This window comes from Legionella sp. km535 (assembly GCF_003990085.1).
In the GTDB taxonomy this organism is placed as follows: domain Bacteria; phylum Pseudomonadota; class Gammaproteobacteria; order Legionellales; family Legionellaceae; genus Legionella; species Legionella moravica.
Window position 1 is genome coordinate 15,618 of record NZ_RZGU01000015.1, and the last position, 26,473, is coordinate 42,090.

A 26,473-nucleotide genomic window follows, 5' to 3' on the forward strand; every position below is an offset into this window, starting at 1 on the left:
CAACGCAGGAAAATTATAGTGTGTCTGGGATTTAGGGATTGCGCCAGTATATAGTTTTTTGAGTTACTACTGCATCGAGAGGAATATCCCAGGGTTCGGGAATCAGAAAATCCACTTTCTGAAATTGATAGGCTACTCCTATGAACAGGCAATTTTTTTTATTGCTCAATGTTCGATCATAATAACCAGCCCCCATCCCCAATCGTGTACAATGGATGTCAAAGGCTACCAGTGGCATAATGATCAAATCCAGTTCCTCTATGGGAATTGCCAGATCACGGCTGACATCAGGTTCAGGAATACCGTACCGATTATTTATAAAAGGGGTATTGGGTGTAGCCGGTAAAAAGGTAAGGGTTGAATTCTCATTCAATACAGGAAAATAGCAGAACTTACCTTGCAAAGGAGCACTTTGCCAAATGTTGGTTAAATCAATTTCGCCATTGACTGCAAAATACAAAGCAATACTCTTGGCTTTTCTATAGTGCTCAAGAGCTTTAATTCGATTGCAAATCTGATTTGATGATTTTGCTCGATACGGAACAGTAATTTTAGAGCGCACTTGCTTTATAGAGTTACGTAACGCAACTTTTAATTGGTCAGGCATACAATTACTTTTGTTATTTATCTTTACTGATTATTCGTTGTTTATAACGAAAGTTCAAGTATGTGGCACTACATAAATAACCAGTCTATTGGAAAAATTTTATCTGTGATTAAAAAAAAACTGGTCAAAAAAAAAAAAATAGGGTATATAGCCGTCCTGGTATTTTGTTCCACTTAAAAAGTGATTTAACGAATTGATGTTAACTCTCTGAGAGAATGGGTATGACTGACTTATTTGAAGAAGACGAAGAAGAAATAATTGAAGTTGAAGATGATTTTGAAGAGGTTGAAGTAGATACTGAATTTACTGATATGCCTGGTAATGGTTTGGATGCTCGCCGACGTTTGGAAAAAATGTTGGAAGAAAAGCGATTACGAGATGAGCTTGATGATTTTGTAGATTATTAAAGATGGGTTTTTGATGCATACCAGGGTATTAATAGATAAAGGTGATGTTGTTCCTGCATTTGGAATTGATGATCGCATCTTTTTGGGTGAGGGATTGTTTGAGACGATTAAGGTAGACAGTTCCAATCCTTGTTTTGCCCCGTTGCATTGGCAAAGGCTGGCTCATTCTGCTGGTCAGTTAGGTATCCCCTTTGATCTTTCTTTGGATGATTGGTGTGAGCATCTCATCCAGCAGATCAGACGTGACAATTTGTATCATGGGGGAATAAAAGCCATTTTAAGTGGAGGTCCTGCTCCCAGAGGATTGGCACAGAGAGGCCAGGTTAGCCAGCTGATTTTTCAAACCTTTAACTATCAAGTGCTTAAGCATCCGATACGTTTAATCAGTACCTCCTGGTTGAGGGATGCGGCAAATCCAGTCTACCAATTGAAAACGGTTAATTATCTGGAAGCTATACTGGCACGACGCCAGGCATTAACTCTTGGTGCGGATGATGCGCTATTTTTTAATTTACAGCATTTTGCCACTGAGACTACTTGCGCGAACCTGTTTTTGATAAAGAATAATGAGTTGATTACTCCACCTTTGGAACATGGTGTATTACCCGGTATAACTCGATCACGAATTTTATCGCTGTGCCAGGAGCATGATATTCCCTGTCTTGAACAAGGAATAACCAAAGCCATGATTGAAGAGGCAGATGCCGTTTTTATTTCTAATTCCTTGCAGGGAATCAGAGCCGTTCTTGCTGTTGATCAAGTAGTTTTTGAGGTGGCTCATCCTGTAATTGAGCAGTTAATCACCTTGCTTTCTCTTGATGAACTTAATAATGCAAAGAAACAAAACAGCTATGCCGGTGAGTAAAATACCGCCGTTTCTGTAAAAATGGTTGGGCTGAGCAAGGGCGTCCATTCCTGCATACCCAAAATAGGTGTAAATAATTTCTGCTGGTATCAGAAAAACAAAAGTGGTTACGAGGTAAAGTCGAAATTTAATTCCGGTAATCCCCATGCCGTAGTTAACCAAATTAAATGGCACTATGGGGACTAATCGCAAAAAAGCTACAAATATCCAGCCTTTTTCATCTACTCCGTTGATTAATTTATTCAGCTTTTCCCCTCTTTTTTTTGAAAACCAGTCGTAAGCGAGGTGTCTGGTAATTAGAAAGGCCAAGGCTGCTCCACTGGTTGCCCCTAATAAATTGAATAACAGGCCAAGCAATGGCCCAAATAGAGCGCCACCCGCCAATGTTAACACCATAGTTGGCAATAACATTAAGGTTGCCAGGCAGTAAATCAAGATAAACAGGGCTGGCGCCAGCCATCCCAGCTCATCAATCCAGTTAATGATTTCAGGGGAATGTTGTTGAAATGCTATGCCACAAAAAAAGAAGAAGGCAATGGCCAAAAGGAAGCAACTGATTTTAACAGGCTGGATTTTTTTGTAATTCATATCGCTCACTTTATTACAGGTACGATAGAGTCGCAAGTAATCTGAACGATTATTCTACCTAAGCTATGTTTAGACTTGGATTATAACTATTTAAATTGGTTTCAATCTTGTAAAATGAAATTTGATTTTATAATCCCGGTATTTTTATAGAGATTTGATAATATGGAACATTTGAGTTGGAAAGAAAAGCAAATTCAAAGAGCGAGACGCTGGATTAAATCACTGCTTGTGACATGGTTTCGCGTTGAGGTAAAGGGGCACTATCAGCCAGCGCCTAATTCAGTGATTATCGCAAACAGAACCTCTGTGATTGATGTATTATTGCTTTCAGTTTTTTTACCCGAGCGATTGACTATTGCATTACATCCATTAATGTTCAAAAAGTTATGGGTCAAGTTGGTTTTGCTTTTTGCTGAGGTTATTGTTATCGATCCCGGTAGTGCCAGGGCATCCAGGGTTTTGATTAAAGCAATCCGTTCTGGGAAACGCTGCGTTATTTTTCCACAAGGCTTAATAGGTGAACAAGAAGACAGTCTCAAGGTGTACGATGGACCTGGAGTTGTTTTGCAGAAAGCTGGAGCTGAAGTCATCCCAATTCGGATCGAAGGTGCTGAGCACAGTGTGTTCTCGATCAGCAAGAGTAAACACAGCATTCATATCGCGCCCAAAATTTCCCTTCATATAATGCCTTCACAGGTATTTATCCAGCCCCATCATGTTCCAGTAAACCGTCAGGCAGTCAGTTTGCGTTTATTTCGATTGATTGGTGACTTGGCATTTGCGAACAGTTTTCAGCCGCAAACCTTATTTACCGCATTAATCGAAGGGGTTGCCGTAGGCGTCAAAAATAAGGCTAAAATTGAAGACAGCAACCGCACTCCTTTGACTTATCGACAATTTATTGCTCGTTGTTTTATTTTAGGGAAGCAAATTAAAAAACAAACAGTAGCTGGAGAGCATGTTGGGATCATGATGCCCACCACTATTGCGGGAATGGTCACTTTTTTTGCTTTACAGGCGTACAGACGAATTCCTGCTATGTTGAATTTCAGCATGGGATTTTATAATTTAATTTCTGCATGTAATACCGCAGGAATTAAATCAATCTATACTTCCCGGCAATTTATTGCCACTGCCAAACTGGAGTCATTAATTGAAGAATTACAGGCCGCAGGTTTGATAATTCTTTATTTGGAAGATTTTAAATCATCCATAAATCTGGCTCATAAAATTTCAGGTCTGGTGAAAGGAATGTTTCCTGCTGTGGCTTATCGTCTCATTGGTGAGGCTATTGCACCGGATCAAACAGGGGTGATTTTGTTTACCTCAGGTTCAGAGGGGGTGCCAAAGGGAGTGGCTTTGAGCCATGCTAATATTTTGGCGAATTGCTGCCAAATGAAGTCACGGGTTGATTTTACTTCCCGAGATATTTTCTTTAATGCCCTGCCTATTTTTCATTGTTTCGGGTTAACCGCTGGTAGCATCACTCCATTGATTACCGGGATTCAATGCTTTTTCTATCCATCACCCCTGCATTATAAAGTCATTCCTGGTCTGGTGTATCAAACAGGAGCGACCATTATGTTTGGTACGGATACCTTTTTAACCGGGTATGCACGTGCCGCTGACCGATATGACTTCAGCAGTGTGCGTTATATTTTTGCTGGCGCTGAGAAAGTGAAGCCAGAAACCTTAAGATATTGGTCTGAAACGTTTGGAGTAAAAATTTACGAAGGATATGGCGCAACAGAAGCCTCTCCGGTTATTTCTTTGAATTGTCCATTAGCATCAAGTCCAGGTAGTGTAGGGATGATCTTGCCCTTTATGGAGAGCCGTATTGTTCCTGTAGAGGGTATCGTGGTGGGCGGACGCCTGCAACTGCGTGGTCCTAATATTATGCGTGGGTATATGAATGCGGATAAGCCAGGAACAATCATTCCACCTTTTGATGGCTGGCATGATACAGGCGATATCGTCACGATGACAGAAGATCATTTTATAACGATATCCGGTCGTGCGAAACGCTTTGCCAAAATTGCCGGGGAGATGGTTTCCTTAACTGCAGTTGAAGGCATAGCCGCTTCTGTTTGGCCTGAATTATTGCATGCTGCGGTTACCAGAAAATGCCCCAGAAAAGGGGAGCAGATCGTGTTATTCAGCGAAGCAGTACATGCAGATAAAATGAATTTCATTAAAAAAATTCATGAACAGGGACATTCAGAACTGCTTGTGCCTCATACAATATATCCTGATAGCAAAATACCGATTTTACCCTCTGGTAAAATTGATTATATTTCTTTGGAGCACATTATTCAGGAAGAACAGCAGCTGCATGAAGAGGAAATGGTCTAAATGAAAATTATTTTAATTGTCGTTGTGTTCATCGCCCTTGTGGTGGGGGTGATGTATTTATTTCCGCAAATTAATTTCAGGGACATGCCTAAAGGTTTAATCGATGGACAGTTATCCGAAACAAAACCGAATTGGGTAAGCAGTTTCGTTGCTGCAGATGACGCACATTACATTGCTCCACTTAAAGTTGATACCCTGACACAATTGGCTGAATGCATCAAAAGTAATGTCCCCCAAGTTAACATAACTCAATTGGATAAAACTCATTTGATTGCTTACAGGCAAAGCAGAATATTTCATTTTGTAGACTGGCTTATTATACGTTCAGATGGCAATGTTGCTTCTAGTGCTACTATGGGACATTCGGATTTTGGTATGAACAGAGACCTTATTGAACACATCAGAAGCGTATGTCGATGAGCATTTAATCTGTTGATCATATTAGAGTTTATACTGTATTGATATTATGAATCATCTATTTTGCATTTATCATATGCCTATCAACAGTTTGGAGCCAGTAAATGAAACGAATGGTTTTCTTGTTGCTGTGTTTACTTCCATTTTTTCTCGTTTTATTTTTTCCCAAAAAATCGAGCCCGGTTATTCTTATCGTTGGGGATAGCCTAAGTTATGCTTACGGTATACGCTCCCAGGACAGCTGGGTCAATTTGCTGAAAGAGCGACTAAAAAATGAAAACTATCAATACGAAGTAGTCAATTACAGTATTCCTGGTGATGTGACAGAAAATGGGTTGCATCGACTTCAATGGGCTCTAAATGAATTCAACCCCAAGATTACTATTATTGAAATGGGGGCAAATGATGGGCTTCAACATGTTCCAATACAAACGATTAAGTCGAATTTATTAAAAATGATTGTATTGGCCAAGCAAAAAAACAGTAAGGTACTTTTATTAGGTATGCGATTGCCTGTTGATTACCCATCATCCTATAGAGCAGCCTTTTCGAACTTATATCCTGCTTTGGCAAATCAACAGAATATTGCACTGGTTCCGGTTTTACTCAAATACGTAGATACGAATAAAAATCTAATGCAGGATGATAAACTGCATCCTACTGAGCAAGGGCAATTTATTATACTGGAAACGGTTTGGCGCCAATTAAAAAAATTACTTTAACCGTCTTCCAAGGGATTAAAATTTGAAATTAAGTCCCCCATAGATGTAATTGAGTTTGTATTTATAATTTGTATTAAAGTATATAGTGTTAAAGTTTTGGCTCCCACCATTTAAAATTAAAAACAGATGGGGAGATAATTTCCACTTTGCTTGTATGTAAGCGCTGTTTTTTTGCACATCACCCAGGTTATAAGGAATAAGTGCTACGTTATCTACGGCATAAATTCGCTTTCCTAAAAACACGCTCAGTTGCAATTCTTGAGGTACGAAAAAATAACTGGGCATGATGTAGTGCGTTAATGTGATTTCTGTTCCCAGGGTATTGTTTAAGTTTTGGGATCGGGTTGGGTTAGATGAGTGAATGCTGTATAACCTGAAATACAACCAATTCATTTGCTCAAAAAAACTAAAACCAAAAGTTGGGGTTACCTGATTTATTGCCAAATTGTCATTTCGAATAACGCTGGTACCGTATTTGCTGTAAGCGTAACCTACATCCAGATAATAGGTTTTATTGTAATTTAAAAAAGAGACCATTGGAGCGATAATATTTGTATTATCGGTTTCATGGGTTGGATCATTGCCCCAAATTTTATAGGAATCCAATCGTAGTGTTAACGTGCCAGGAACATAGTCTGGCGTCAGAGGTGCACGAACTGAAAAATACCCAACATCCTGACGCAAAGCTGGAATGTCGTATTTATAGTTCAGATTGAGGTGGGTCTCGCCAAATGTAATGCCCAAGCGCTCTAAATATTGAAGATCGATTATAGCTCCCTCAGTATTGAGGTTGTTCCGAATAGGTGATCCTGGATAGGCCACTGATACCGCTTGAGGGGTAATGTTTGTTGTCCACCTATCGCCTGCCCAGGAGAGGTTGGTTACAATCAATAAAAATATGCAGGTTATTATTGTTTTTATCATCATGAAATTACAAAGGAAAACTATAGAGTTTTTAATATTTACATAGTTCCACTCTGTTTACAATCAACTTAAAATGATGTGTCACGGCTGTCCCATTAAAAATGTGACGTCTTTCCGAGCGTAGCGAGGAATCTCCTGCAAATTGGCACAATCTGAATTAATGCATTAATTAACATTACCTTATCAGCATCTTGGCTGCAAATGCTAAACAAATTGCTCAGACTATTCCGTAGTCACTGGGCTGTCGAGAACAGTCTACATTGGGTCTTGGACGTTACATTACGTGAAGAGGATTCTCGCGTACGCAAAGATCATGCTCCTGAAAATATGGCGATGGTTCGGCATATTATTTTGAACGAGTTACAAAATACCAAAAAGAAATTTAAGGATATGAGCATTAGGCGTCTGCAGAAAAAGGCTGGCAGGGGATACTCAACTCTTGATATGATTTTAATGGCCGCATTGTAATGGGATCGTGCAACCTTGCAGGAGATTCCTCGCTACGCTCGGAAAGACGTCATATTTTTAATGGGACAGCCGTGAATGATGTGTTGAAAAATAGACTTAATATGGCCGTGATGCTATATTTACTCTTATTGATTTTTTCATGAGGAAAAAACGCATGAGGCTGATAAAAGATGGTAACAGGGCCCTGATGTCGGTTCTGTTGGTTGGATTTGTCTTTTTAAATTCGATGTCTTTTGCTGCTTCGGATAACAACCCATGGAAAAAATCGTTTAGTCTGGAGCAAAACAAACACTATCTGGACGCTGCGAAGGTCTTAGAGCCTATGCTGAACACAACACCAAAGAATGAATTTCTTCTGCTTCGCTTGGGTTGGCTGTATTATTTGCAAACGGAATACAACACATCGATATCCTACTATAAAAAAGCTCTTGAACTCAATTCAGATTCCATCGATGCGCGTTTGGGATTAACTTTGCCTCTTTTAGCACAACAGCGATGGAAAGAAGCTGCTCTTTATGCAAAAGAAGTAATTAAAATCTCCGCATGGGATTATAATGCCAATGTGAGGCTGATGACCTCTGAATCAGCTCTTTTGCAGTGGGAAATTCTTGAACCTCATGCTGCAGAAATGGCCAAACGTTATCCTTCAGATCCAACGGTGTACATTTTTCTGGCCAGAGCCCAAGCTTGGCAAGGTAAGAAAACTTTGGCTATTAAAAATTATCAATTGGTACTGGAGCGATCCCCCGACAATCAAGAGGCGCTTGATTACCTTAAAAAGCATCAGTGACTATCAGGTTGATTCTGTATATCTGAGCTTTATGTGTTGACCATTCCGATTTCAATGTCTCGTGATAAGGGGATTCAGTTTATGAATCCTCTGCATGTTCTGAATTTATTTTAAGTAATCAATATAATAACAAAAATTTCAACTATGCTTTATGTATTGAGGTATTGTTTGGAGTCGTTATGGCAACGTACAGACAAGCTGGAAAAATGACTGAAGTTGAGGTTGAAACCAATTATTTTCCCAATCCTGAAGTTCTTAAACGTCTTATTATTACTGAAAGTGGTTTTGTTTTTGATCCATTGCGGGGCAAAAATTACAGAGTGAACAGTAATGGATTGGCAATCATAAAATTCATCCAGGACGGTTCTAACCTGGCACAAATTATTGAAAAATTAAGTGAAGAGTATCATGTGAGCAGGGAAGTGATAGAGCATGATATTCAAGAATTCTTTACTAATTTACAACAACAAATCAAATGAAAACAAAGAACCGATTCACTGTGGCAATCACAGGCATGAATGCTCTACCTGAAAATCCGGCGCCAGGGATTTCTGTTGCATCCTGTCTGCGTAAATCTTTTGGCGATAAGGTTCGTATTGTTGGCTTGGGTTATGATGCTTTTGATGTGGGCTTATATGCTGAAGACCTATGCGATGCTGCGTATTTGTTGCCCTATCCCAGATTTGGATCAGAGGCTTTGTTTTTGCGCATGCTTGATATTAAGAAAGAGGAACCGATAGATGCTCTGATACCTTGTCTTGATTCCGAGCTATCTGGGGTTATCGGGCTTTCCGAGCGATTGCTAAGTCTGGGCATTCATACTTTTTTACCAACACGTGATCAATTGAATCGTTGTCATAAAGATCGGCTACCTGAACTCGCCAGTAAAATCAATATTCCTTATCCCGAAGTAAAGGCTCTTTATACACCTGATTTTTTTAATTTTTGTAATTATGAAGGATGGACTTATCCTTTAATAGTTAAAGGCCCTTTTTATGATGCAAGAAAAGTATTCTCTCCGTATGAGGCAACAGCAGCATTTAACGATATGGTTAAGGACTGGGGCTATCCCATTTTGGCTCAACGTTACATCCTGGGTGAGGAATGTAATCTTAGTGCTATAGGTGATGGCCAGGGTGCAATGATCGGTGGTGTTATCATTAAGAAAGTTGCATTAACCAGTAAAAATAAAGCCTGTGTTGGTGTGACTATTTATGATGAGGCAGTGTTTCAATTCGCCGAGAACATTATAAAAGAGTTGAAATGGAAGGGGCCATTTGAATTAGAGTTAATGTGTGATTCAGAGGGGCATTATCACCTCATCGAGATTAATCCTCGTTTTCCTGCCTGGATTTCGATATCCGAAAAATCGGGTCAAAATTTGCCTGCGCGATTAATCGAAATGACTTTGGGGCTAGAGTATCGCTCCAAGTTTGAGGAACCTGAAACGGGCACTTATTTTATTCGCTATTCTAACGAGCAAATGGTTAGTTTGAATCAAATTGAGAAAATGATTGCTTATGGTGCTTCTGTTGTCGATATTAAGGAATAAATATGGGCAAACAAAAAAAAATATGGTCTAAACCTGCTATCATCATGCAGCAGGCTGGAGGCGTGAATAAGTTTAATGGATATCGGGATGAATTTTGTCAGAGTCATATCGATGGAATCCCCGTGTTGCCCCTTCTTGATCAATATCATTCCCCCTTATTTATATTATCTGAAAAAAAAATCCGAGAAAATATACGCCATCTTACTCGTGTATTTCGTGCACTTTGGCCGGAAATGATACATGCCTGGCCTTATAAAACCAATTACTTGTCTGCCGTGTGTCACATAGCGCATCAGGAAGGTTCCTGGGCAGAAGTCGTCTCTGATTTTGAGTACGCCAAAGCAAAACAGTCAGGCGTTCCAGGTTCTCGCATTATTTTGAATGGTCCTTATAAATCTCAAAAGCTTCTAAAGGAAGCGATAAAAGATAATGCGTTTATCAATATCGATCATTTTGATGAATTACTGATGATTGAACAAATTGCCAAAGATATGTCTGAAGTTGTTCAAGTCGGAATAAGACTGAATTTTAACAATGGGTATACAGAACCATGGAGTCGCTTTGGTTTTAATATTGAAAACGGTGAAGCGATGAGGGCGGTGCTCCGTATTGGAGGAAGCAAGCATCTTGAGTTAACCGGATTACACAGCCATATAGGAACATTTATTCTCGATACACGAGCATATGCCGAGCAAGTGCGCATTATGTGTGCCTTTATGGACGCTGCAGAGCGGGAGATAGATTGCAGGATTAGTGTATTGGATATAGGAGGCGGATTTGCCTCGTTTAATGCTTTAAGAGGGATCTATTTATCTCCTGAACAAATTGTTCCTCAAATTGAGCAATACGCTCAAGCCATTACAAACAGCTTGAGGGCTGCGACTGCTCACCGTGAGGCAGAAGGAAAACCTTTGCCAATGTTAATACTGGAAACAGGAAGAGCAGTTATTGATGATGCAGAGTGTTTGATTACTCGTGTAGTTGGTAATAAACGTCTGCCTGATGGACGTCGTGGCTGTATACTTGATTCGGGAGTCAATCTGTTGTTTACCGCATTTTGGTATAACCATATGGTTAAGCCTTTAAGACCATTGGATGGTATTTCTGAAGATACTGTTTTATATGGTTCTTTATGTATGAATCTGGACGTCATTCACAGTTCGATTTTTTTGCCACCGCTCAACGTTGGTGAGCCATTAATGATCACGAACACGGGTGCTTATAATAACACTCAATGGATGCAATTTATTCAATATCGACCTAACATCATCATGATTATGGAGCAGGGGAATGTTGAAGTTATTAGAGAAGCTGAACGCTTGGAGACGCTACAATCATTGGAACATGTTCCTCTAGCATTAAGAGAGCTTGAGATTCAAAAGAAGCCTGGAACAATTGACGAGTAGTGTTAAATTTTAATGACTTAAGAATGGATATTGTCATGTTATCAACTAGATTAAGTACTATTTTAAATTTCAATTCAGTTTATTCGTTTAAAACGAATGTAGTGCATCGTTTATTCCGTGCCTATGCAACGGTGTTTTTTTGTTATTCACCCTGGGTCGGAGCATGGTTTGCGCTAATCAGCTGGGCATCGCCCAGAACAGCCTTCGCTGGCCTGTTTAGTTTACTGTGTACTTCGATCTTTGGTCGATTATTATCGATAAATCCTCCTGGTGATCTGCATCTGGTTAATGGCTTGCTTTGTGGTTTGTTTTTAAGTGCCTATTATCCAATATCGATTCAGTTATTTTTGGGGTTGATTATTATTACCTTATTTATAACAACGTGTACCAATTGGTTATGTAATTTTATGTGGAATTTAGGCAAGGTGCCTTTGATGACTTTACCTTTTGTTTTAGGCACATGGCCTCTAATTATCCTTTTTCACGAACAACAATTGGTATCATTTCCATCATTGATGTTCGTTCAGGCGAATTTGCCTTCATTTATGTCGTTCCCTTGGTCTGATGTCTTTTTTTCTACTGTAGGTGGATTAATGCTTGTTCCATATCCGCTCCCGGGTGCGCTTATCTTTTTGGGGTTATTTGTAGCTTCTCGATATCTTACTTTTTTAGTGATTTCTGGTTATATTATTGGCGCCTTGACCTTACACCTGTTTGGTTATGATATGCTGATTACCCAAACAGGATATAATTTTATGTTGGCGACTATAGCTATCGGTGGAATTTTCATGGTTCCAGGTAAGTTCAGTTATTTTGTTGCTTTATGTGGAAGTGCTCTGGCTGCCCTGTCAGTTGTTGTTCTCTATAAACTATTATTCCCTGTTCAGCTTCCCCTTTTGGTTCTGCCCTTTTTGCTAAGTACTTATTTTTGGTTAGGTGGTCTAAATTACAGAATCAAAAAAAAGAAAGGTCCTTTAAATTTGGATATGCCTGTTTCACCTGAAATTGCCTGGGAACGATACCGCTTGGAGTCTGTACGAGGCATTCATTTGGAGAGTATTTTTATCACCCAATTTTTTGCGGAGGAATGGCGAGTTGCATTAGATTCAAAGGAGAATCACTTTTATTTTGCACGTATTGATGAGGTGGACGAGCATCCTGTTTATGCTCCTGTAAACGCAAGTGTCGTAGAAATGCGTGATAGTGCCAATGTGAAGCATCATAAGGCAGCAATAGATCAGTCTTGGGGGAATTTTATATTGCTTCGAGATTATGGGGGACAATATATTTTGCTTCCGTATCTAAAAAAGGGGAGTTTAAAGCCTAATACTGGAGATTGGATCACAGCAGGATTACCTATTGCTGCTTGTGAACAATTTGATAAAGAGCATCGCTTTTACATTCAGGTACAAAAAGGAGTAAGACCTTCCAGCGAGATGGTGCCTTATCATTTTTCTAATGTCATCACACATAAACCCAACCAGCCCAAACAATTTAATCTTTTTTATTATCCAACAGATGGCGATTATATTGTCAGTGCACAACGGAATAATGAGCTTGCTGAAGCCCTTGATTTACAATCAGGTCTTACACTTCACTATCGGGTGACGTGTGATAATGAACCTGAATGCATCATGATGCTACAAACCGGGATTACTCCTCAAGGACAGACTCGATTATATGCGCAAAGAGATCGCTCATTAGGTTATGAGCAGACACCGCTTACCCTTGCTTTTTATGATTCTCAGGGTGAGAAGGATATTTTATTGGATCTATGGGCACTTGCTCTGGGATTAACTCCTTTAACAACACAAGCTGAGGTTTGGAGCGATTCACCTGCACTGGATTTATGGCCTCTTGATTTTGGAAAACGTTTATTGTTGCGATTAATCAGACCTCTAGGCGTAGGATGCAGAAGTGTTTATACACGCTCCTGGAATGAGGAATCTAAAGTCTGGATTCAAAAGGCTACTCATAAAGCTGACATTCTACCAGGCATGCAATGGCATGCTGCGACTACAGCTTTTATCGATCCAGAGAAGGGCGTGATTAAATTAAGCCTGGAAGTTTTTGGGAAAACATGGGAAGCCGAACTCATACAAGGGCAGCATTCTGGTAAGGCAGGCGCATAAAGCCTGTCTAAAAGCCAGGTTAAGTAACCTCTCTGAAATAAAGATGCAATGGATCTGGAATCTCAGTAAATATGTACTATTATTAGATCGATTGATTATTTATTGTCTAAATATAAGGAGGTTATCATGAACCTGATGCAATATGAGCCATGGAATATGCTGCGACACATAAAAGACGATGTAGATACCTTATTTCAAAATAATTTATTAAGTGGTGGTAAAAATCTGTCTTCATTTTTAAAAAATGAACTATGGCCAGAAGTCGATATTGAAGAAAAGGAACATTGCTATATTGTAAAAGCAAATTTGCCCGGAATGGAGGCTAAAGATTTGAATGTACATTTTGGCAATGGTTTATTAACTTTATCTGGTGAATTATGTTCAGAGCATAATGAAAAAGGGAAAAATTTTATTTGTACTGAACGCACCAGCGGCTCATTTTCTCGTCAATTCAACCTGGAAGGTGTATCTGATGACGCTAAAATTGATGCTACGTTTAGAAATGGAGTATTGTCCGTAGAAATTCCAAAAATGATATCCAAAGGTAAAAACAATAGAAAAATCGAAGTAAAATCAGAGTAAGCGGCAGATGAGTTGTTCCTGCTCTTTGAAACTGTCCTGGCTTCATGGGGATAGAATAACATTCAATCTCATTGTGATTGTTGGGGCAGTAGGAGCTTGGCGTGTTATTATCTCTAACACGCCTTCATGCGAATTATTTTTTCAGTACGTAACTTCCCGGTGCATCCATTAGCGGCGATAAAGGAAGTTGATCCAGTACCGGTGCCATGATGGATTTACCCGAATGAGTTTTTAGCCAACTGAGCCACTCTTCCCACCAGGAGCCTGGATGTTCGACGGAATGTTCTAACCATTCATCTGCACTCTTCGGGCACGTGTAGTTGGTGCGATAACCGTATTTTTTTGTAGCTGGGGAGTTAATAATACCCGCTATATGTCCTGAGCCACCTAATACAAATTGTTTAGGCCCATTCATGAGTTGAAAACCAATATAAGTGGTTTTCCATGGAGCGATATGATCCTTTTGTGTTGAAAGGAAAAACGTGGGGATATCAATGGCTCTAACATCAATTGGAGTATGATTGAGTTTTATTTTACCCGGTTTTACCAGATCGTTATGCAAATACATCCAGCGTAAATATTGTGAGTGCATCGTAGCTGGCATGTTGGTTGAATCCGCATTCCAATACAGAATATCAAAAGGAACCGGATTTTTTCCATGCAGATAATTTTTGATGAAAAATGACCATATCAAATCGTTTGCTCTTAGAGAGTTAAAACTGGAGGCCATAAATTTACCATCAAGATAGCCTTTTGCATCCATTTCCTCTTCCAGCTTTTTAATCTGTTGCTCATCAATAAAAACCGATATATCACCGGGATCACTAAAATCAATCATTGCCGCGAGGAAGGTCGCACTGCGAATCGAGTTATTCTGGTGCTTTTTATTGTAAGCCAATAAAGTAGCAAGCAGTGTGCCTCCAATGCAAAATCCTAATGCATTCACTTCTTTGACGTTTAATTGCTTCTGAATGGTTGCAATGGCGGTCATAGGCCCTTCTTTTAAATAATCGTATAAGCTTTTTTTGGCAAATCGTTCATCAGGGTTTACCCAGGAAATAATAAATACCGTAATTCCCTGAGAAACCAGCCATTTTATTAATGAATTATGGGGGCTTAAATCTAAAATATAATACTTGTTGATCCATGGTGGAATTATGAGCAGGGGTATTTGTTTTACTTTGCTTGTTTGTGGGGTGTATTGAATTAATTCCATCATGTCATTACGAAACACTATTTTTCCAGGAGTAGTTGCAATATTGACTCCAAGTTTGAATGCTTCGGAATCGGTCATTTTGATGTTCAATCGTGCTGAATTGATTTCCAGGTCATTTAGCAGATTATGCAAACCATGCAATAGATTTTTACCACGACTTTGAATGGTTTCAGCAATGAGTTGTGGATTCGTGTGGATAAAATTAGCGGGAGAGAGTGCATCTAAATAGTGTTTGACGAAAAAACGCACGCGTTTTGCTAAATTTTTATCCCCATATTCCATTTTTTCCAATAAGGAATTCATGTGTTGATTGGCGAGAAGGTACTGTTGGCTTAATAAGTTAAAAAAAGGATTATTAATCCAGTCCTCTCCATGGAATCGATGATCTTCAATGGGCATGGTTTTCCCTTGCAGCCAATGATTTAATTGGTTTTGAGCCAGGTTGACTGCATCATTCCAATACTCCAATTGCATTTGCCAAACTTTTTCGGGGTTATTTAATACGACGGTAATTAAATTTTGGAAATTTTCTGTTAAATCAATAAATTGACTCAATAAGGCAGGAAGCTGGTTTGGCATTTCTTTTAAGTCAGTAATGATTTGCAGGCTTTTTTCTGCAACAGACTGCATTAGATCACTGATTTCTTTATCATGAGTCATCCTGTCTCCTGAAAAAAATAATAAGATTCTTTATTCTTAATCCTTTAGACGAGATTAGCAAGTGTAAAAATTGGTTATTAGTTGGAATTTATGCCAAACTTTTTAGTATCATCCCGACGAGATGCATTATCATGAAGAAAATTCTGAGCACCATTTTACTTATGGAGCCCTACAATTTTTTATCTATTTTCTTCCTTTGATGCTGCTTTTAGGCAGTCATTATATTGGTTCTCTTTTTGATAGGCTGGGCCTTATACAAGAAATTTAAATAAATGGTACTATATTCCCTTACAGTATCTCACTTCGTATTAATGCGAATGAGGGGATGGTGTATTGTTCAAAAACTGACAGGGAGTACAATGGTTAAATTCATTCGCAATCAACTCTTAATCATTCAATTTATTTTGATGTTATTCATTGGGGCAGGTATCGTTCTGCCCGCTTATGCAGAAGTGAATAATAAAGAAAAAAACAAGCGTGAACTGGTTGTTTTAATTCATGGATTAATGCGTACGTCAATGAGTATGAGTTTATTAAAATCCTTTTTGGAACATCAGGGATATACTGTATATTCATACAGTTATCCTTCCCCGAAATATACGATTCACGAACACAGCATGCATTTATCCCGGTACATTGGTCAGGTATTAGAAAATAATCCCGAGGTTAAAGTTCATTTCATTACGCATAGTCTTGGGGGAATAATTGTTAGAGAAGCTCTAGCCAAAATGTCGGAAAAACAATTAAAGAATATTGGTTATTTAATTATGATGGCTCCGCCGAACCAAGGGTCGTTTTTAGCAAGAATGTCTACAAAACTATTTCCATTCTTTACATCGCCCATAAAGCCTTTGGCAGAACTGAGTTCCGAAGAATCATCTTACGTGCATCATGTACCCGTGCCAAAAATTAAAATGGGGATAATCGCGGGGCGATTTGATGCAAAAGTACCGCCTTCATCTGCTGATTTGGATGGAAAAGCCGATATTGTCGTTATAAATTCTACTCATACCTTTATTATGAATAATTTTAAAACGCAGAAACTCATACTGAATTTTTTAGAAAAGGGTACCTTTGATGGGGCTTGAGCCTATCAGAATGAGTCGTGCTCTTTACCCGTTTTGGCAATTCAGACTTCAACCCTCTGTGATTTGGTTCGATCCGTAGGTCTCAAAAAGCTACGGTCACTTTTACTGGAACATCAAAGCTGTTACTATTTTCTTTAGAGATAAGAATAATGGATTGTTCCTTGAAGCGTCATTTGAACGACGCCTGCTTTATACTTCCTTTTTTATTATCTCCCTTGTGCATTTAACGCACACTTTGTCCGCATTCATCGGCCTTTAATCCCCGCCAGAATCTACGGATAGTAATGACTCTTATTGTTTTAAGCAGTTTTAGATTGTGTACAGACTAAAACTGGATTATCACTCTGTATCATGCAAGGAGCACCATGAAACGTTACTTCTTTTTACTCGCTGTATCGACTGTTTTACCAAACCATCCATCCTGTGCAGAAACGCGAATAGCGCGTTATCACCGCTTTAATAATGTATTATTGGTTAATCCTGTCTATGTGACTTAAGGAGAGAATTCATGCAGCAAACTAACAAAAAAAGCCACCTGTTTTTAGGCAGGGTATTAGCCTTTCTGTGCTTCTGGTTGGCGGGAGGGACAGGGCAAGCAGGGAAGGCATTATGGACGTTTGAACCGTTAACGGCAACGACTGTTACAGTGCCATCCAACGGTACGGTTAAAGTACTCTATCGAGTCACCAATCAATCCGCCAAGTTAAAAAATCTGATATTAGACTCTCGTCCCGAAAACACGCCAGCTGGCCTTAGCGCCTCGCCCTGTCAGCTTGCGACCAAAGGAAGTACCTGCATACTGATACTGACCATCAATGGGAACGAGATGCCCGCTACAGGAATTCACAAGGGCCCAGTACTCTGTGCGCAATTCAGTGCAAGTCAATGTTATCGCCCACCCGAGGCCAATATTCTGCATATTACCCGAGTCAATCCTGTGCCTGATGACGCATCAATTTCAGTGACGGGTTCTCCATTAATTCTGTTCCCGGCTTATCCGGCGCTTTCCGGATTACCCCGAATTTTAACAATTACCAACAACTCCCTGACCACGACAGCAACGAACGTATCAGCAACTTTGCCTGCTGATTGGAGTGATGTCACCCAAGATGCCTCGAACTGCTTGAGTATTGCTCCAGGAGGCAGTTGCCAACTCACCTTCACCCCGGGCACTGTGACGCATGGACCAATTATTGCGCCTGTTTCAGGAAGTAATACGAACAGTATCAACGCCAGCCTTACCGTCAACTTCCCTTGGATAACCAATGGTGAGGTATACTCTATGGCGTTAGATTCAGTAAATAATATCATTTATCTAGGTGGTGATTTTACTGCAGTGGGGCCAAACACCGGCTTTGGCGTTGCAATTGATGAGGCCAGTTCACAAACGTTACCAACTGCTCCCCGGGTGAACAGTGATGTGTTCACGGTTATCTCAGATGGTACTGGTGGATGGTTTATTGGAGGAGACTTTACACAAGTCGGAGGCGTTGCACGCAACCGAATCGCTCATATTTTATCCGACTACACCGTTGATGTTCAGTTCAACCCCAACGCAAACAGCGCCGTCAGAGCCTTGATCCTGGATGGCAGCACGATCTATGTTGGGGGTGATTTTACCAGCATTGGAGGCCAGTTTCGTAACCGTATCGCCGCATTGGATATGGGCACCGGCCAGGCTACAGCATGGAACCCAAACGCAAACAGCAGTATTAATGCACTGGCCCTTAATGAGGGCATAGTCTATGCCGGAGGGGGATTCACCAGCATCGACGGTCAAGCCCGTAACTACGTTGCGGCACTTGATACAGGCACCGGCCAAGCTACAGTATGGGACGCAAACGCAAACAGCACTATCAATGCTCTGGCAGCTAATGCTAGCGCTGTCTATGCTGGAGGAAACTTCACCAACATCGGGGGCTTTGCTCGAAACCATATTGCGGCACTGGATTTGGGCACCGGTCAGGCTATAGCATGGAACCCAGACGCAAACAGCTACGTCAGAACTGTGGTTCTTGATGGCAGTACCGTCTACGTCGGAGGAGCCTTCACCATCATCGGTGGACAAGCACGTAATTACATAGCGGCACTGGATTCAGCTTTTGGTCAGGCTGATCCATGGGATCCTAGCGCAAATCAACCCGTCTACAGTCTGGCCATCAATACCAGCACCGTTTATGTCGGGGGGGTATTCACCAGCATCGGCGGTCAAGCCCGTAACCGCATTGCGGCACTGGATACCGGTACCGGCCAGGCTACCGCATGGAACCCTAGTGCAAATAACTTCGTCTTGACCCTGGCCCATAATGGCAGCACTGTCTATGCAGGGGGAAGCTTTACCAGTATCGGCGGTCAAGCTCGTAACCGCATTGCGGCATTGGATTTAAGTACCGGCCAGGCTACGGCTTGGAATCCTGACGCAAACAGCATTATCTATGCCCTGGCTCTTAATGGCAGCACCGTTTATGCAGGGGGACAATTCACCAGCATCGGCGGTCAAGCCCGTAACCGCATTGCAGCACTGGATTCAGGTTCGGGCCTGGCTACAGCCTGGAACCCGGCAGCAAACAACACCGTTTATGCTTTGGCTCTAAATGGGAGCTCTGTTTATGCCGGAGGATTATTTTCCACCATCGGTGGTCAGGTTCGTAACCGTATCGCGGCATTGGATTTGAGCAGCGGCCAGGCTACCGCATGGAATCCTGCCGCAAACAATATTGTCTATGCTTTGGCCTTCAATGGCAGTGCTGTTTATGCCGGTGGAAGCTTCACCAGCATCGGCGGCCAGTTTCGTAACCGTATCGCGGCATTGGATTTGATCAGCGGTCAGGCTACAGCATGGAACCCTGACGCCAATAACACCGTCAACGCCCTGGCCCTTAATGCCAGCACTGTCTATGCAGGGGGGCAATTCACCAGCATTGGAAGCCAAGCTCGCAACCGTATTGCGGCACTGGATTTAGGCACCGGCCAGGCTACGGCATGGAACCCTAATGCCAATAATACTGTTAACGCCCTGGCTCTTAATGCCAGCACTGTCTATGCAGGGGGGCAATTCACCAGCATTGGAAGCCAAGCTCGCAACCGTATTGCGGCACTGGATTTAGGCACCGGCCAGGCTACGGGATGGAACCCTGATGCCAATAACACTGTTGATGCCCTGATTTTTAGTGGCAGTACTATCTATACCGGAGGGCTCTTCACCAAAATCGGTGGCGAGATCTCACGAGGTGTTGCCATATTGCCTGAATAGTCGATTACTGAGGAAGCGTAATAATCAGTATTATCTGGTTTATTATGCCTCCGATCGTTTGAGTTTCCTGAGGAATTTATTTAATCAAATTATTTTGTAAGCATTTTGAGTGTGATGTATCTTAATTTTACCCATGGAGCATGTCAATTGATAAGAAACCCAGCCCTTCTCCCTTAAAAAGGGAGAAGGGACCTGAATTTACCACTTGTGTTCAAATAAATACCATTCATGTGGGACAGCCCTGTGAATAAAAGCATTTTCATTGGATATTTTCCTCATAATAAGGTACTATTCGCCTTTTGTCATATATAGAACCAATTTAGTACTATATTTATACTATAGAGTCTAAGGAAGAATGAGAGCCACTCTCTGATTTTATTCTGAATTAAGACCTATCCGGTACTAGATTATTCGGTTTGGGGGTGTTATGCTGCGCCTTAGCAAATTGGCTGATTATGGAACAGTAGTGATGGTGTATCTTGCCAAGCATGCACAGGATCTTTGTAATGCTCGTGATATTGCCTTTCATACCCATTTAGCGGTACCAACAGTCAGTAAAATATTAAAACGTTTAACCAGTGCAGGGCTATTAACTTCAGTGCGCGGAGTAACCGGAGGATACCGATTACAAAGGCCAGCTACTGAAATATCCGTGTCACAAATTATTTATGCTTTGGAAGAACATCGTGGATTTACTGAGTGCAGTTTGCAACCCAATGATTGTTCTTTGCAGGGAGTATGTACCATTCAGGGTAATTGGCGATTAATAAGCCGTGCGATAGAAACTGCGCTGGATAGTGTCAGTCTGGAAGCATTGGCAAAACCAACTCTTCATACACAGGATGTTGATCGAGTCCGGCAATTAGCAAGTGGAGTAAATCGTGGCTAAAAGCAGTGAGCAAATTAATTCTCTGCTCGACAGAGATTATCAACATGGTTTTATTACCGACATTGAGGTGGATACTTTTCCTCCCGGATTAAATGAGGACGTCATTCGTCGTTTGTCCGCAATAAAAGGTGAACCTGAATTTCTATTGGAATGGCGTTTAAAAGCGTTCAGGCATTGGCTGACCATGCCTCATCCTGAATGGTCGAGCGTGCATTATCCTCCTGTAGATTATCAAGCGATTTCTTATTATTCAGCGCCCAAAAGTAAAAAAGACGCGCCTAAAAGCCTTGATGAAGTGGATCCCGAATTATTAAGAACCTATGAAAAGCTGGGCATCCCTTTAAGAGAACAGGAAATGCTTGCTGGAGTCGCTGTGGATGCTGTTTTTGACAGCGTTTCGGTTGCTACGACATTTAAAGCCAAACTGGCTGAAAAAGGGGTTATTTTTTGCCCATTTTCAGAAGCGGTACATGAGCATCCTGATCTACTCATGCAATATTTAGGTTCCGTTGTATCTTATCGTGATAATTTTTATGCCGCTTTGAATTCTGCTGTATTCAGCGATGGCTCCTTTGTGTATATCCCCAAGGGGGTACGTTGTCCCATGGAGTTATCAACCTATTTTCGTATCAATGCCGCTTCTACAGGCCAGTTTGAGCGCACTCTGATTATTGCCGATGCAGACAGTTATGTGTCTTATCTTGAAGGTTGCACCGCTCCCATGCGTGATGAAAACCAATTGCATGCGGCTGTTGTAGAGCTGGTGGCTTTGGATGGCGCACAAATTAAATATTCAACAGTACAAAATTGGTATCCAGGCGATAAAGACGGAAAAGGCGGAATCTATAATTTTGTGACCAAACGCGGTGCCTGCAGAGGTAAGCGGTCAAAAATTTCCTGGACTCAGATAGAAACAGGATCAGCAATAACCTGGAAATACCCAAGCGTTATTTTACAGGGTGATGATTCTGTCGGTGAGTTTTATTCTGTTGCCTTAACGAATAATTGCCAACAGGCTGATACGGGAACCAAAATGATTCATTTGGGAAAAAATACCCGTTCGACCATTATTTCAAAAGGGATTAGTGCTGGTCGTGCCCACAATGCCTATCGAGGTTTGGTTCGCATTGCGCCAACGGCCACTAATGCACGAAATTACACCCAATGCGATTCGATGTTAATGGGTAGTGAGTGCTCAGCGCACACTTTTCCCTACATTGAAGTAAAAAATCCAACGGCTCAGGTTGAGCATGAAGCGACGACATCAAAAATCAGTGAAGAACAATTATTCTATTGCCAACAAAGAGGCATAGACACTGAAGATGCAGTTTCAATGATCGTAAACGGCTTTTGTAAGCAGGTATTGAAAGAATTACCCATGGAGTTTGCGGTGGAAGCCACTAAATTGTTAGGAATAAGCTTAGAAGGGGCAGTAGGTTAATATGTTAAAAATTAATGAACTCAATGTCGCAGTCAATGCACAATCAATTTTAAAGGGCATCAATTTGCAGGTTAATGCAGGTGAAGTGCACGCCATTATGGGCCCTAATGGTTCTGGTAAGAGTACTTTGTCTAAAGTGTTGGCTGGCCATCCTTCTTATGAGGTAACCAGTGGTGAAGTAACTTATTTGGGGCAGGATTTATTACCCCTATCACCTGAAGAAAGAGCGCAGGCCGGGATTTTTATGTCTTTTCAATATCCTGTTGAAATCCCCGGAGTTACCAATATCAATTTCTTAAAGGCTTCTGTTAACGCCGTTCGCAAAGGACAGGGCCGTAATACTCTCGATGCTATAGAGTTTTTGAGCTTTATTCGTGAAAAATGTCAATTATTGGATATGGATGAAAGCTTTTTATATCGCAGCATTAATGAAGGGTTTTCTGGTGGTGAGAAAAAGCGTAATGAAATTCTTCAAATGGCTGCCCTTGAGCCAAAGCTTGCGATTCTCGATGAAACCGACTCAGGGCTGGATATTGATGCATTACGGATTATATCTCAGGGTGTTAATGCCATGCGCTCTCCCGAACGATCTATAATTTTAGTGACCCACTATCAACGCTTGCTTGATTATATTGAGCCTGATTTTATCCATGTTTTGGTAAACGGCCGTATTATCATGTCTGGTGATAAATCTTTGGCGCTTGAACTGGAGAAAAAAGGTTATAGCTGGCTTGAAGAAACGGAGCAGTGATGAACGAGATTTTAAGTTTTTATCAACAGCAGGCTAAAGCAGGGCAATCCACAATTCCCTGGCTTGCGCATATGCAGGCTAAAGCGCTGGAACAATTAAGTCGTCATGGTTTTCCAACTCGTCACGATGAGGATTGGAAATATACGCTACTGGATTCTTTACTCAAACAGCCCTTTACCATACCTGAATCTGTAAACAGTTCCAATGCTGATTTGTCTTCAAATCTGCCCGTTAAACATCAGCTGTTCATTCAAGATGGTGTGATTATTCATGAGCCAGAATGGATGAAGCAATTGCCTGCAGGGGTGGTGTTACGCCCATTAGCCCTTGCTTTGATTGAACATGAGGACCTGATTAAAACCTACCTGGGCACTATACTGAACCAGGAACATGGTTTTCACTCTTTAAATACCGCATTAATTCATAATGGGGTATTTTTGTATATTCCCCGAGGCGTATGTATTGAAGACCCTATTGCTGTAATTCATTCTCAGAATCAGAATAATCAGGCAGTACATCTAAGACATTTGATCATCGCTGAAGCAGACAGCCAAGTGACTCTTCTGGAAGAATATAAGGGGGCGGATCGCTGCTCTTATTTAACTAACACAGTCACTGAGGTTTGCGTTGGAGCTGGCGCCAGCGTCTCCCATTATAAAATTCAGAATGAAAGTAAATCCGCTTACCATTTGGGTCATATCGCGGTGCGCCAATCTGCCAGCAGTCAATTTTTAAGTCATTCCCTCAGTTTGGGGGGGAAATTGGTGCGTAGTGATATCAGCATGTACCTGCAGGAAGAGCATGCTCATTGTCTAATGAATGGTATTTATGCCCCGGCTGAAGGCCAACATGTGGATCATCATACAACCGTACATCATCTTGTTCCTGAATGCTCCAGTGAACAAGATTATAAAGGCATTTTAACTGGTCGATCACGGGCTGTATTTAATGGAAAAGTGATTGTTTCCAAAGACGCGCAACACACGAACGCCAAACAGCAAAATAAGAATCTGCTGCTGTCTGCAAATGCTGAAATTGATACAAAACCGCAGTTAGAGATTTTTGCTGATGATGTATTATGCTCTCATGGTGCAACTGTTGGGCAATTAGATGAAGAGGCATTATTCTATCTGGCGACTCGTGGCATTGGCAGAATGGAAGCATCCAAATATTTAATTCATGCTTTTGCTCAGGATAATTTACGCCTCATTCAAAATCGTGACTTGGCTGATTGGATGGGACATTTATTAACGCAACAGTTGGAGTACGCTAATGAGTACTAATCCTTCAGCGGTTACATCATTGAACGTTCATGCGATTCGTAAGGATTTTCCTATTCTGAATCAGAAAATCAATGATTATGATTTAGTTTATTTTGATAATGCAGCAACGACACAAAAACCGAAAGCGGTAATTGATGCGATGACCCATTATTATGAGCATGATAATTCAAACGTGCATCGAGGGGTTCATGCGCTCAGTGTCAGAGCAACAGAGCTGTATGAAGCGGCCAGAGCCAAAGTAAAGCGTTTTATTAATGCCAGGTCGGCCAAGGAATGCATTTTTGTACGCGGCACCACCGAAGGAATTAATTTGGTCGCTCAGAGTCTTGTTGCTCCTCACATTGTACCGGGGGAAGAGATATTAATTACTCATATGGAACATCATTCCAACATTGTTCCCTGGCAAATGGTATGCAAACAAACAGGAGCCGTTCTGCAGGTAGCCCCTATCTCAGTTAATGGTGAACTGTTGCTGGATGAGTTTGAAAAAAAATTAAATGAAAATACCAAATTTGTAGCCATTAATTATGTTTCCAATGCGTTGGGTACGATTAACCCAGTGAAGAAAATGATTGAAATGGCTCATGCTTACGGTGCCAAAGTGTTATTGGATGGCGCTCAGGCAACCGCTCATTTACCTATTGATGTCCAAGATCTGGATTGTGATTTTTATGCTTTTTCAGGACACAAAATGTATGGTCCAACCGGTATAGGCGTACTTTGGGGGAAAGAAGAGCTTTTAAATGGTATGCCTCCTTATCAGGGCGGGGGCGAAATGATTAATTCAGTAAGCTTCGAGGGCACAGAGTTTGCCCCGATTCCGCACAAATTTGAAGCAGGAACGCCCAATATTGCTGGTGCTATTGGCTTGGGAGCCGCTATTGATTATTTATGGTCTTTGGATCTTGAGGTTGTTGCGGAGTACGAGACTCAATTATTACGTTACGCCACAGCGGCTATTGAATCGGTCAAAGGTTTTAATATCATCGGTACTGCAGAACACAAAGTCCCAGTGATTTCATTTGTGCATGGTAAGATTCATGCCCATGACATTGGTACCATTCTGGATAGTGAAGGCATTGCGATTCGCAGCGGGCATCATTGTGCTATGCCTTTGATGGATTTTTTTGGTGTGGCAGCGACTTCAAGAATTTCATTATCTTTTTACAATACCCAACAAGAAATTGATCTCTGTGTTGAAGCGCTGAAAAAAGTGAAAGAGGTATTTGCATGAATACGGATTTGCGAGAACTTTATCAGGAAATCATTATTGATCATAATCGCAATCCGCGTAATCACCATGATATGGCCGATGCAACGGCTCAGGCTAATGGTTTTAATCCATTATGCGGCGATAAACTCACGGTATATGCCAAAATTGCTGATAATGTGATTACTGATTTAAGTTTTGTAGGCTGTGGCTGTGCGATTTCACAAGCCTCAGCTTCTTTGATGACTGATGCATTAAAGGGTAAAACAGTACCAGAAGCTCATGATCTGTTTCATCGATTTCATAATATGCTCACCCTGGACGAAGAAGAGCAATCGAGCACTATGGATAAATTGACGGTTCTTGCTGGAGTCAAGGCATTTCCCGCACGGGTTAAGTGCGCCACTTTAGCCTGGCATACTTTGGAAGCAGCTTTAAATAAAGACACTTCTGTGGTGAAAACCGAATAATCTTTAAAAGTTGACTCGTCATATTGTGTTCGTTCCAGCAAGCAAATCAGTTAGAGGTGTGGCATGTTTGGTTTTAAGAAAAAACAGGATAATGAAGCAGTAAAAGAACATGTGATATTGGCGCTGAAGGGAGTTTTTGATCCTGAAATTCCAGTCAATATTTATGATTTGGGATTGATTTATGACGTCGCCATTAACGATGAAGGGCATGTCGACATCAAGATGACTCTGACAACCCCCGGGTGTCCTGTGGCACAAACGTTTCCGGGAACTGTTGAGCAGGCCGTAAACCAGGTCGAGGGGGTTAGTGATTGTACCGTTGAGCTAGTCTGGGAACCGCCTTGGTCGCAGGATCGAATGACGGAAGCGGCACGACTTGAGTTGGGGATTTTTTATTAAT

General features: G+C 41.1%; 26 protein-coding genes. 22 read left to right on the forward strand and 4 right to left on the reverse strand.

Going from position 1 to position 26,473, the window contains the following annotated elements; genetic code table 11:
• Positions 1-31 precede the first annotated feature (31 nt).
• Positions 32-607: a 5-formyltetrahydrofolate cyclo-ligase gene (locus ELY21_RS09940; protein WP_127109098.1), complete on the reverse strand. Its 576-nt coding sequence runs from the start codon at positions 605-607 to the stop codon at positions 32-34.
• A 221-nt stretch (positions 608-828) separates the two neighbouring features.
• Here ELY21_RS09940 and ELY21_RS09945 point away from each other — a divergent pair, with 221 nt between their 5' ends.
• Together ELY21_RS09945 and ELY21_RS09950 are read left to right on the forward strand one after the other, a co-directional pair.
• Entirely contained in the window at positions 829-1,014 is a 186-nt protein-coding gene (locus tag ELY21_RS09945; RefSeq protein ID WP_127109100.1) for a PA3496 family putative envelope integrity protein, read from the forward strand.
• Between the two features lie 13 nt (positions 1,015-1,027).
• Complete coding sequence (locus tag ELY21_RS09950; RefSeq protein ID WP_127109102.1) at positions 1,028-1,879, forward strand: aminotransferase class IV; 852 nt, start codon at positions 1,028-1,030, stop codon at positions 1,877-1,879.
• On the opposite strand, the gene ELY21_RS09955 is transcribed toward ELY21_RS09950, so the two are convergent.
• Positions 1,811-2,467, reverse strand: coding sequence for a TVP38/TMEM64 family protein (locus ELY21_RS09955; protein ID WP_127109104.1), 657 nt, complete (start codon positions 2,465-2,467; stop codon positions 1,811-1,813). The genes ELY21_RS09950 and ELY21_RS09955 overlap by 69 nt on opposite strands.
• A gap of 162 nt (positions 2,468-2,629) precedes the next feature.
• Between ELY21_RS09955 and ELY21_RS09960 the strand changes: the two genes are divergently transcribed.
• The 3 genes from ELY21_RS09960 to ELY21_RS09970 all read left to right on the forward strand — a co-directional run bounded on the left by ELY21_RS09960 (position 2,630) and on the right by ELY21_RS09970 (position 5,958).
• Positions 2,630-4,819 carry an AMP-binding protein gene (locus ELY21_RS09960; RefSeq protein WP_127109106.1) on the forward strand — a complete coding sequence of 730 codons (2,190 nt, stop codon included), beginning with the start codon at positions 2,630-2,632 and terminating at the stop codon, positions 4,817-4,819.
• Positions 4,820-5,239 carry a DUF1499 domain-containing protein gene (locus ELY21_RS09965; protein WP_127109108.1) on the forward strand — a complete coding sequence of 140 codons (420 nt, stop codon included), beginning with the start codon at positions 4,820-4,822 and terminating at the stop codon, positions 5,237-5,239. It abuts the gene before it with no gap.
• A gap of 101 nt (positions 5,240-5,340) precedes the next feature.
• The gene (locus tag ELY21_RS09970) at positions 5,341-5,958 is read left to right on the forward strand and encodes an arylesterase (RefSeq protein WP_127109110.1); all 618 of its coding nucleotides are present in this window, start codon (positions 5,341-5,343) and stop codon (positions 5,956-5,958) included.
• Positions 5,959-5,973: 15 nt separating this feature from the next.
• Here ELY21_RS09970 and ELY21_RS09975 read toward each other — a convergent pair whose 3' ends face one another.
• Positions 5,974-6,885, reverse strand: a complete 912-nt coding sequence (locus ELY21_RS09975) for a hypothetical protein (protein ID WP_127109112.1) — start codon at positions 6,883-6,885, stop codon at positions 5,974-5,976.
• A gap of 198 nt (positions 6,886-7,083) precedes the next feature.
• Here ELY21_RS09975 and ELY21_RS16035 point away from each other — a divergent pair, with 198 nt between their 5' ends.
• The 7 genes from ELY21_RS16035 to ELY21_RS10010 all read left to right on the forward strand — a co-directional run bounded on the left by ELY21_RS16035 (position 7,084) and on the right by ELY21_RS10010 (position 13,812).
• The gene (locus ELY21_RS16035) at positions 7,084-7,350 is read left to right on the forward strand and encodes a transposase family protein (RefSeq protein WP_127109114.1); all 267 of its coding nucleotides are present in this window, start codon (positions 7,084-7,086) and stop codon (positions 7,348-7,350) included.
• A gap of 154 nt (positions 7,351-7,504) precedes the next feature.
• Entirely contained in the window at positions 7,505-8,140 is a 636-nt protein-coding gene (locus ELY21_RS09985) for a lipopolysaccharide assembly protein LapB (protein ID WP_158618544.1), read from the forward strand.
• Positions 8,141-8,319: 179 nt separating this feature from the next.
• Entirely contained in the window at positions 8,320-8,619 is a 300-nt protein-coding gene (locus ELY21_RS09990) for a PqqD family protein (protein ID WP_127109118.1), read from the forward strand.
• A complete protein-coding gene (locus ELY21_RS09995) occupies positions 8,616-9,692 on the forward strand; it encodes an ATP-grasp domain-containing protein (protein WP_127109120.1) in 1,077 nt (358 codons plus the stop codon). Before ELY21_RS09990 ends, ELY21_RS09995 begins: the two co-directional genes overlap by 4 nt.
• A gap of 2 nt (positions 9,693-9,694) precedes the next feature.
• Positions 9,695-11,098: an alanine racemase gene (locus ELY21_RS10000; RefSeq protein WP_127109122.1), complete on the forward strand. Its 1,404-nt coding sequence runs from the start codon at positions 9,695-9,697 to the stop codon at positions 11,096-11,098.
• 35 nt (positions 11,099-11,133) lie between these two features.
• Entirely contained in the window at positions 11,134-13,230 is a 2,097-nt protein-coding gene (locus ELY21_RS10005) for an urea transporter (protein WP_158618545.1), read from the forward strand.
• A gap of 126 nt (positions 13,231-13,356) precedes the next feature.
• Positions 13,357-13,812 carry an Hsp20/alpha crystallin family protein gene (locus ELY21_RS10010; protein ID WP_127109126.1) on the forward strand — a complete coding sequence of 152 codons (456 nt, stop codon included), beginning with the start codon at positions 13,357-13,359 and terminating at the stop codon, positions 13,810-13,812.
• Between the two features lie 133 nt (positions 13,813-13,945).
• Here ELY21_RS10010 and ELY21_RS10015 read toward each other — a convergent pair whose 3' ends face one another.
• Positions 13,946-15,688, reverse strand: a complete 1,743-nt coding sequence (locus ELY21_RS10015) for an alpha/beta hydrolase (RefSeq protein WP_127109128.1) — start codon at positions 15,686-15,688, stop codon at positions 13,946-13,948.
• Positions 15,689-16,047: 359 nt separating this feature from the next.
• Here ELY21_RS10015 and ELY21_RS10020 point away from each other — a divergent pair, with 359 nt between their 5' ends.
• The 10 genes from ELY21_RS10020 (at position 16,048) to ELY21_RS10060 (ending at position 26,472) form a co-directional block, all read left to right on the forward strand.
• Positions 16,048-16,776: a triacylglycerol lipase gene (locus tag ELY21_RS10020; protein ID WP_127109130.1), complete on the forward strand. Its 729-nt coding sequence runs from the start codon at positions 16,048-16,050 to the stop codon at positions 16,774-16,776.
• A 365-nt stretch (positions 16,777-17,141) separates the two neighbouring features.
• The gene (locus tag ELY21_RS15925) at positions 17,142-17,273 is read left to right on the forward strand and encodes a hypothetical protein (RefSeq protein WP_255411183.1); all 132 of its coding nucleotides are present in this window, start codon (positions 17,142-17,144) and stop codon (positions 17,271-17,273) included.
• A gap of 11 nt (positions 17,274-17,284) precedes the next feature.
• Complete coding sequence (locus tag ELY21_RS10025; protein ID WP_127109132.1) at positions 17,285-20,029, forward strand: hypothetical protein; 2,745 nt, start codon at positions 17,285-17,287, stop codon at positions 20,027-20,029.
• A gap of 427 nt (positions 20,030-20,456) precedes the next feature.
• Positions 20,457-20,918: an SUF system Fe-S cluster assembly regulator gene (locus ELY21_RS10030; protein ID WP_028383738.1), complete on the forward strand. Its 462-nt coding sequence runs from the start codon at positions 20,457-20,459 to the stop codon at positions 20,916-20,918.
• Positions 20,911-22,359 carry a Fe-S cluster assembly protein SufB gene (sufB, locus tag ELY21_RS10035; protein ID WP_028383739.1) on the forward strand — a complete coding sequence of 483 codons (1,449 nt, stop codon included), beginning with the start codon at positions 20,911-20,913 and terminating at the stop codon, positions 22,357-22,359. Before ELY21_RS10030 ends, sufB begins: the two co-directional genes overlap by 8 nt.
• A 1-nt stretch (position 22,360) precedes the next feature.
• Positions 22,361-23,110 (forward strand): Fe-S cluster assembly ATPase SufC, encoded by a 750-nt coding sequence (gene sufC, locus ELY21_RS10040; RefSeq protein WP_028383740.1) that lies wholly within the window; start codon positions 22,361-22,363, stop codon positions 23,108-23,110.
• Complete coding sequence (sufD, locus tag ELY21_RS10045; RefSeq protein WP_127109134.1) at positions 23,110-24,393, forward strand: Fe-S cluster assembly protein SufD; 1,284 nt, start codon at positions 23,110-23,112, stop codon at positions 24,391-24,393. Before sufC ends, sufD begins: the two co-directional genes overlap by 1 nt.
• The gene (locus ELY21_RS10050; protein ID WP_127109136.1) at positions 24,383-25,627 is read left to right on the forward strand and encodes a cysteine desulfurase; all 1,245 of its coding nucleotides are present in this window, start codon (positions 24,383-24,385) and stop codon (positions 25,625-25,627) included. Before sufD ends, ELY21_RS10050 begins: the two co-directional genes overlap by 11 nt.
• The gene (sufU, locus tag ELY21_RS10055) at positions 25,624-26,073 is read left to right on the forward strand and encodes a Fe-S cluster assembly sulfur transfer protein SufU (RefSeq protein WP_127109138.1); all 450 of its coding nucleotides are present in this window, start codon (positions 25,624-25,626) and stop codon (positions 26,071-26,073) included. Before ELY21_RS10050 ends, sufU begins: the two co-directional genes overlap by 4 nt.
• 63 nt (positions 26,074-26,136) lie before the next feature.
• Entirely contained in the window at positions 26,137-26,472 is a 336-nt protein-coding gene (locus ELY21_RS10060) for an SUF system Fe-S cluster assembly protein (RefSeq protein WP_028383744.1), read from the forward strand.
• Position 26,473 lies beyond the last annotated feature (1 nt).

Bases quoted from the DNA above. Each gene is read 5' to 3' on its own strand.
- ELY21_RS09950 (WP_127109102.1), top strand. From the start codon at position 1,028: ATGCATACCAGGGTATTAATAGATAAAGGTGATGTTGTTCCTGCATTT.
- sufC (WP_028383740.1), top strand. From the start codon at position 22,361: ATGTTAAAAATTAATGAACTCAATGTCGCAGTCAATGCACAATCAATT.
- ELY21_RS10005 (WP_158618545.1), top strand. From the start codon at position 11,134: ATGTTATCAACTAGATTAAGTACTATTTTAAATTTCAATTCAGTTTAT.
- ELY21_RS09960 (WP_127109106.1), top strand. From the start codon at position 2,630: ATGGAACATTTGAGTTGGAAAGAAAAGCAAATTCAAAGAGCGAGACGC.
- ELY21_RS09990 (WP_127109118.1), top strand. From the start codon at position 8,320: ATGGCAACGTACAGACAAGCTGGAAAAATGACTGAAGTTGAGGTTGAA.
- ELY21_RS09945 (WP_127109100.1), top strand. From the start codon at position 829: ATGACTGACTTATTTGAAGAAGACGAAGAAGAAATAATTGAAGTTGAA.
- ELY21_RS09970 (WP_127109110.1), top strand. From the start codon at position 5,341: ATGAAACGAATGGTTTTCTTGTTGCTGTGTTTACTTCCATTTTTTCTC.
- ELY21_RS10015 (WP_127109128.1), bottom strand. From the start codon at position 15,688: ATGACTCATGATAAAGAAATCAGTGATCTAATGCAGTCTGTTGCAGAA.
- ELY21_RS09965 (WP_127109108.1), top strand. From the start codon at position 4,820: ATGAAAATTATTTTAATTGTCGTTGTGTTCATCGCCCTTGTGGTGGGG.
- ELY21_RS10050 (WP_127109136.1), top strand. From the start codon at position 24,383: ATGAGTACTAATCCTTCAGCGGTTACATCATTGAACGTTCATGCGATT.
- ELY21_RS09975 (WP_127109112.1), bottom strand. From the start codon at position 6,885: ATGATGATAAAAACAATAATAACCTGCATATTTTTATTGATTGTAACC.
- ELY21_RS09985 (WP_158618544.1), top strand. From the start codon at position 7,505: ATGAGGCTGATAAAAGATGGTAACAGGGCCCTGATGTCGGTTCTGTTG.
- ELY21_RS09955 (WP_127109104.1), bottom strand. From the start codon at position 2,467: ATGAATTACAAAAAAATCCAGCCTGTTAAAATCAGTTGCTTCCTTTTG.
- ELY21_RS10000 (WP_127109122.1), top strand. From the start codon at position 9,695: ATGGGCAAACAAAAAAAAATATGGTCTAAACCTGCTATCATCATGCAG.
- ELY21_RS16035 (WP_127109114.1), top strand. From the start codon at position 7,084: ATGCTAAACAAATTGCTCAGACTATTCCGTAGTCACTGGGCTGTCGAG.
- ELY21_RS10030 (WP_028383738.1), top strand. From the start codon at position 20,457: ATGCTGCGCCTTAGCAAATTGGCTGATTATGGAACAGTAGTGATGGTG.
- sufD (WP_127109134.1), top strand. From the start codon at position 23,110: ATGAACGAGATTTTAAGTTTTTATCAACAGCAGGCTAAAGCAGGGCAA.
- ELY21_RS10060 (WP_028383744.1), top strand. From the start codon at position 26,137: ATGTTTGGTTTTAAGAAAAAACAGGATAATGAAGCAGTAAAAGAACAT.
- ELY21_RS15925 (WP_255411183.1), top strand. From the start codon at position 17,142: ATGAAACGTTACTTCTTTTTACTCGCTGTATCGACTGTTTTACCAAAC.
- ELY21_RS10025 (WP_127109132.1), top strand. From the start codon at position 17,285: ATGCAGCAAACTAACAAAAAAAGCCACCTGTTTTTAGGCAGGGTATTA.
- ELY21_RS09995 (WP_127109120.1), top strand. From the start codon at position 8,616: ATGAAAACAAAGAACCGATTCACTGTGGCAATCACAGGCATGAATGCT.
- sufU (WP_127109138.1), top strand. From the start codon at position 25,624: ATGAATACGGATTTGCGAGAACTTTATCAGGAAATCATTATTGATCAT.
- ELY21_RS10020 (WP_127109130.1), top strand. From the start codon at position 16,048: ATGGTTAAATTCATTCGCAATCAACTCTTAATCATTCAATTTATTTTG.
- ELY21_RS09940 (WP_127109098.1), bottom strand. From the start codon at position 607: ATGCCTGACCAATTAAAAGTTGCGTTACGTAACTCTATAAAGCAAGTG.
- ELY21_RS10010 (WP_127109126.1), top strand. From the start codon at position 13,357: ATGAACCTGATGCAATATGAGCCATGGAATATGCTGCGACACATAAAA.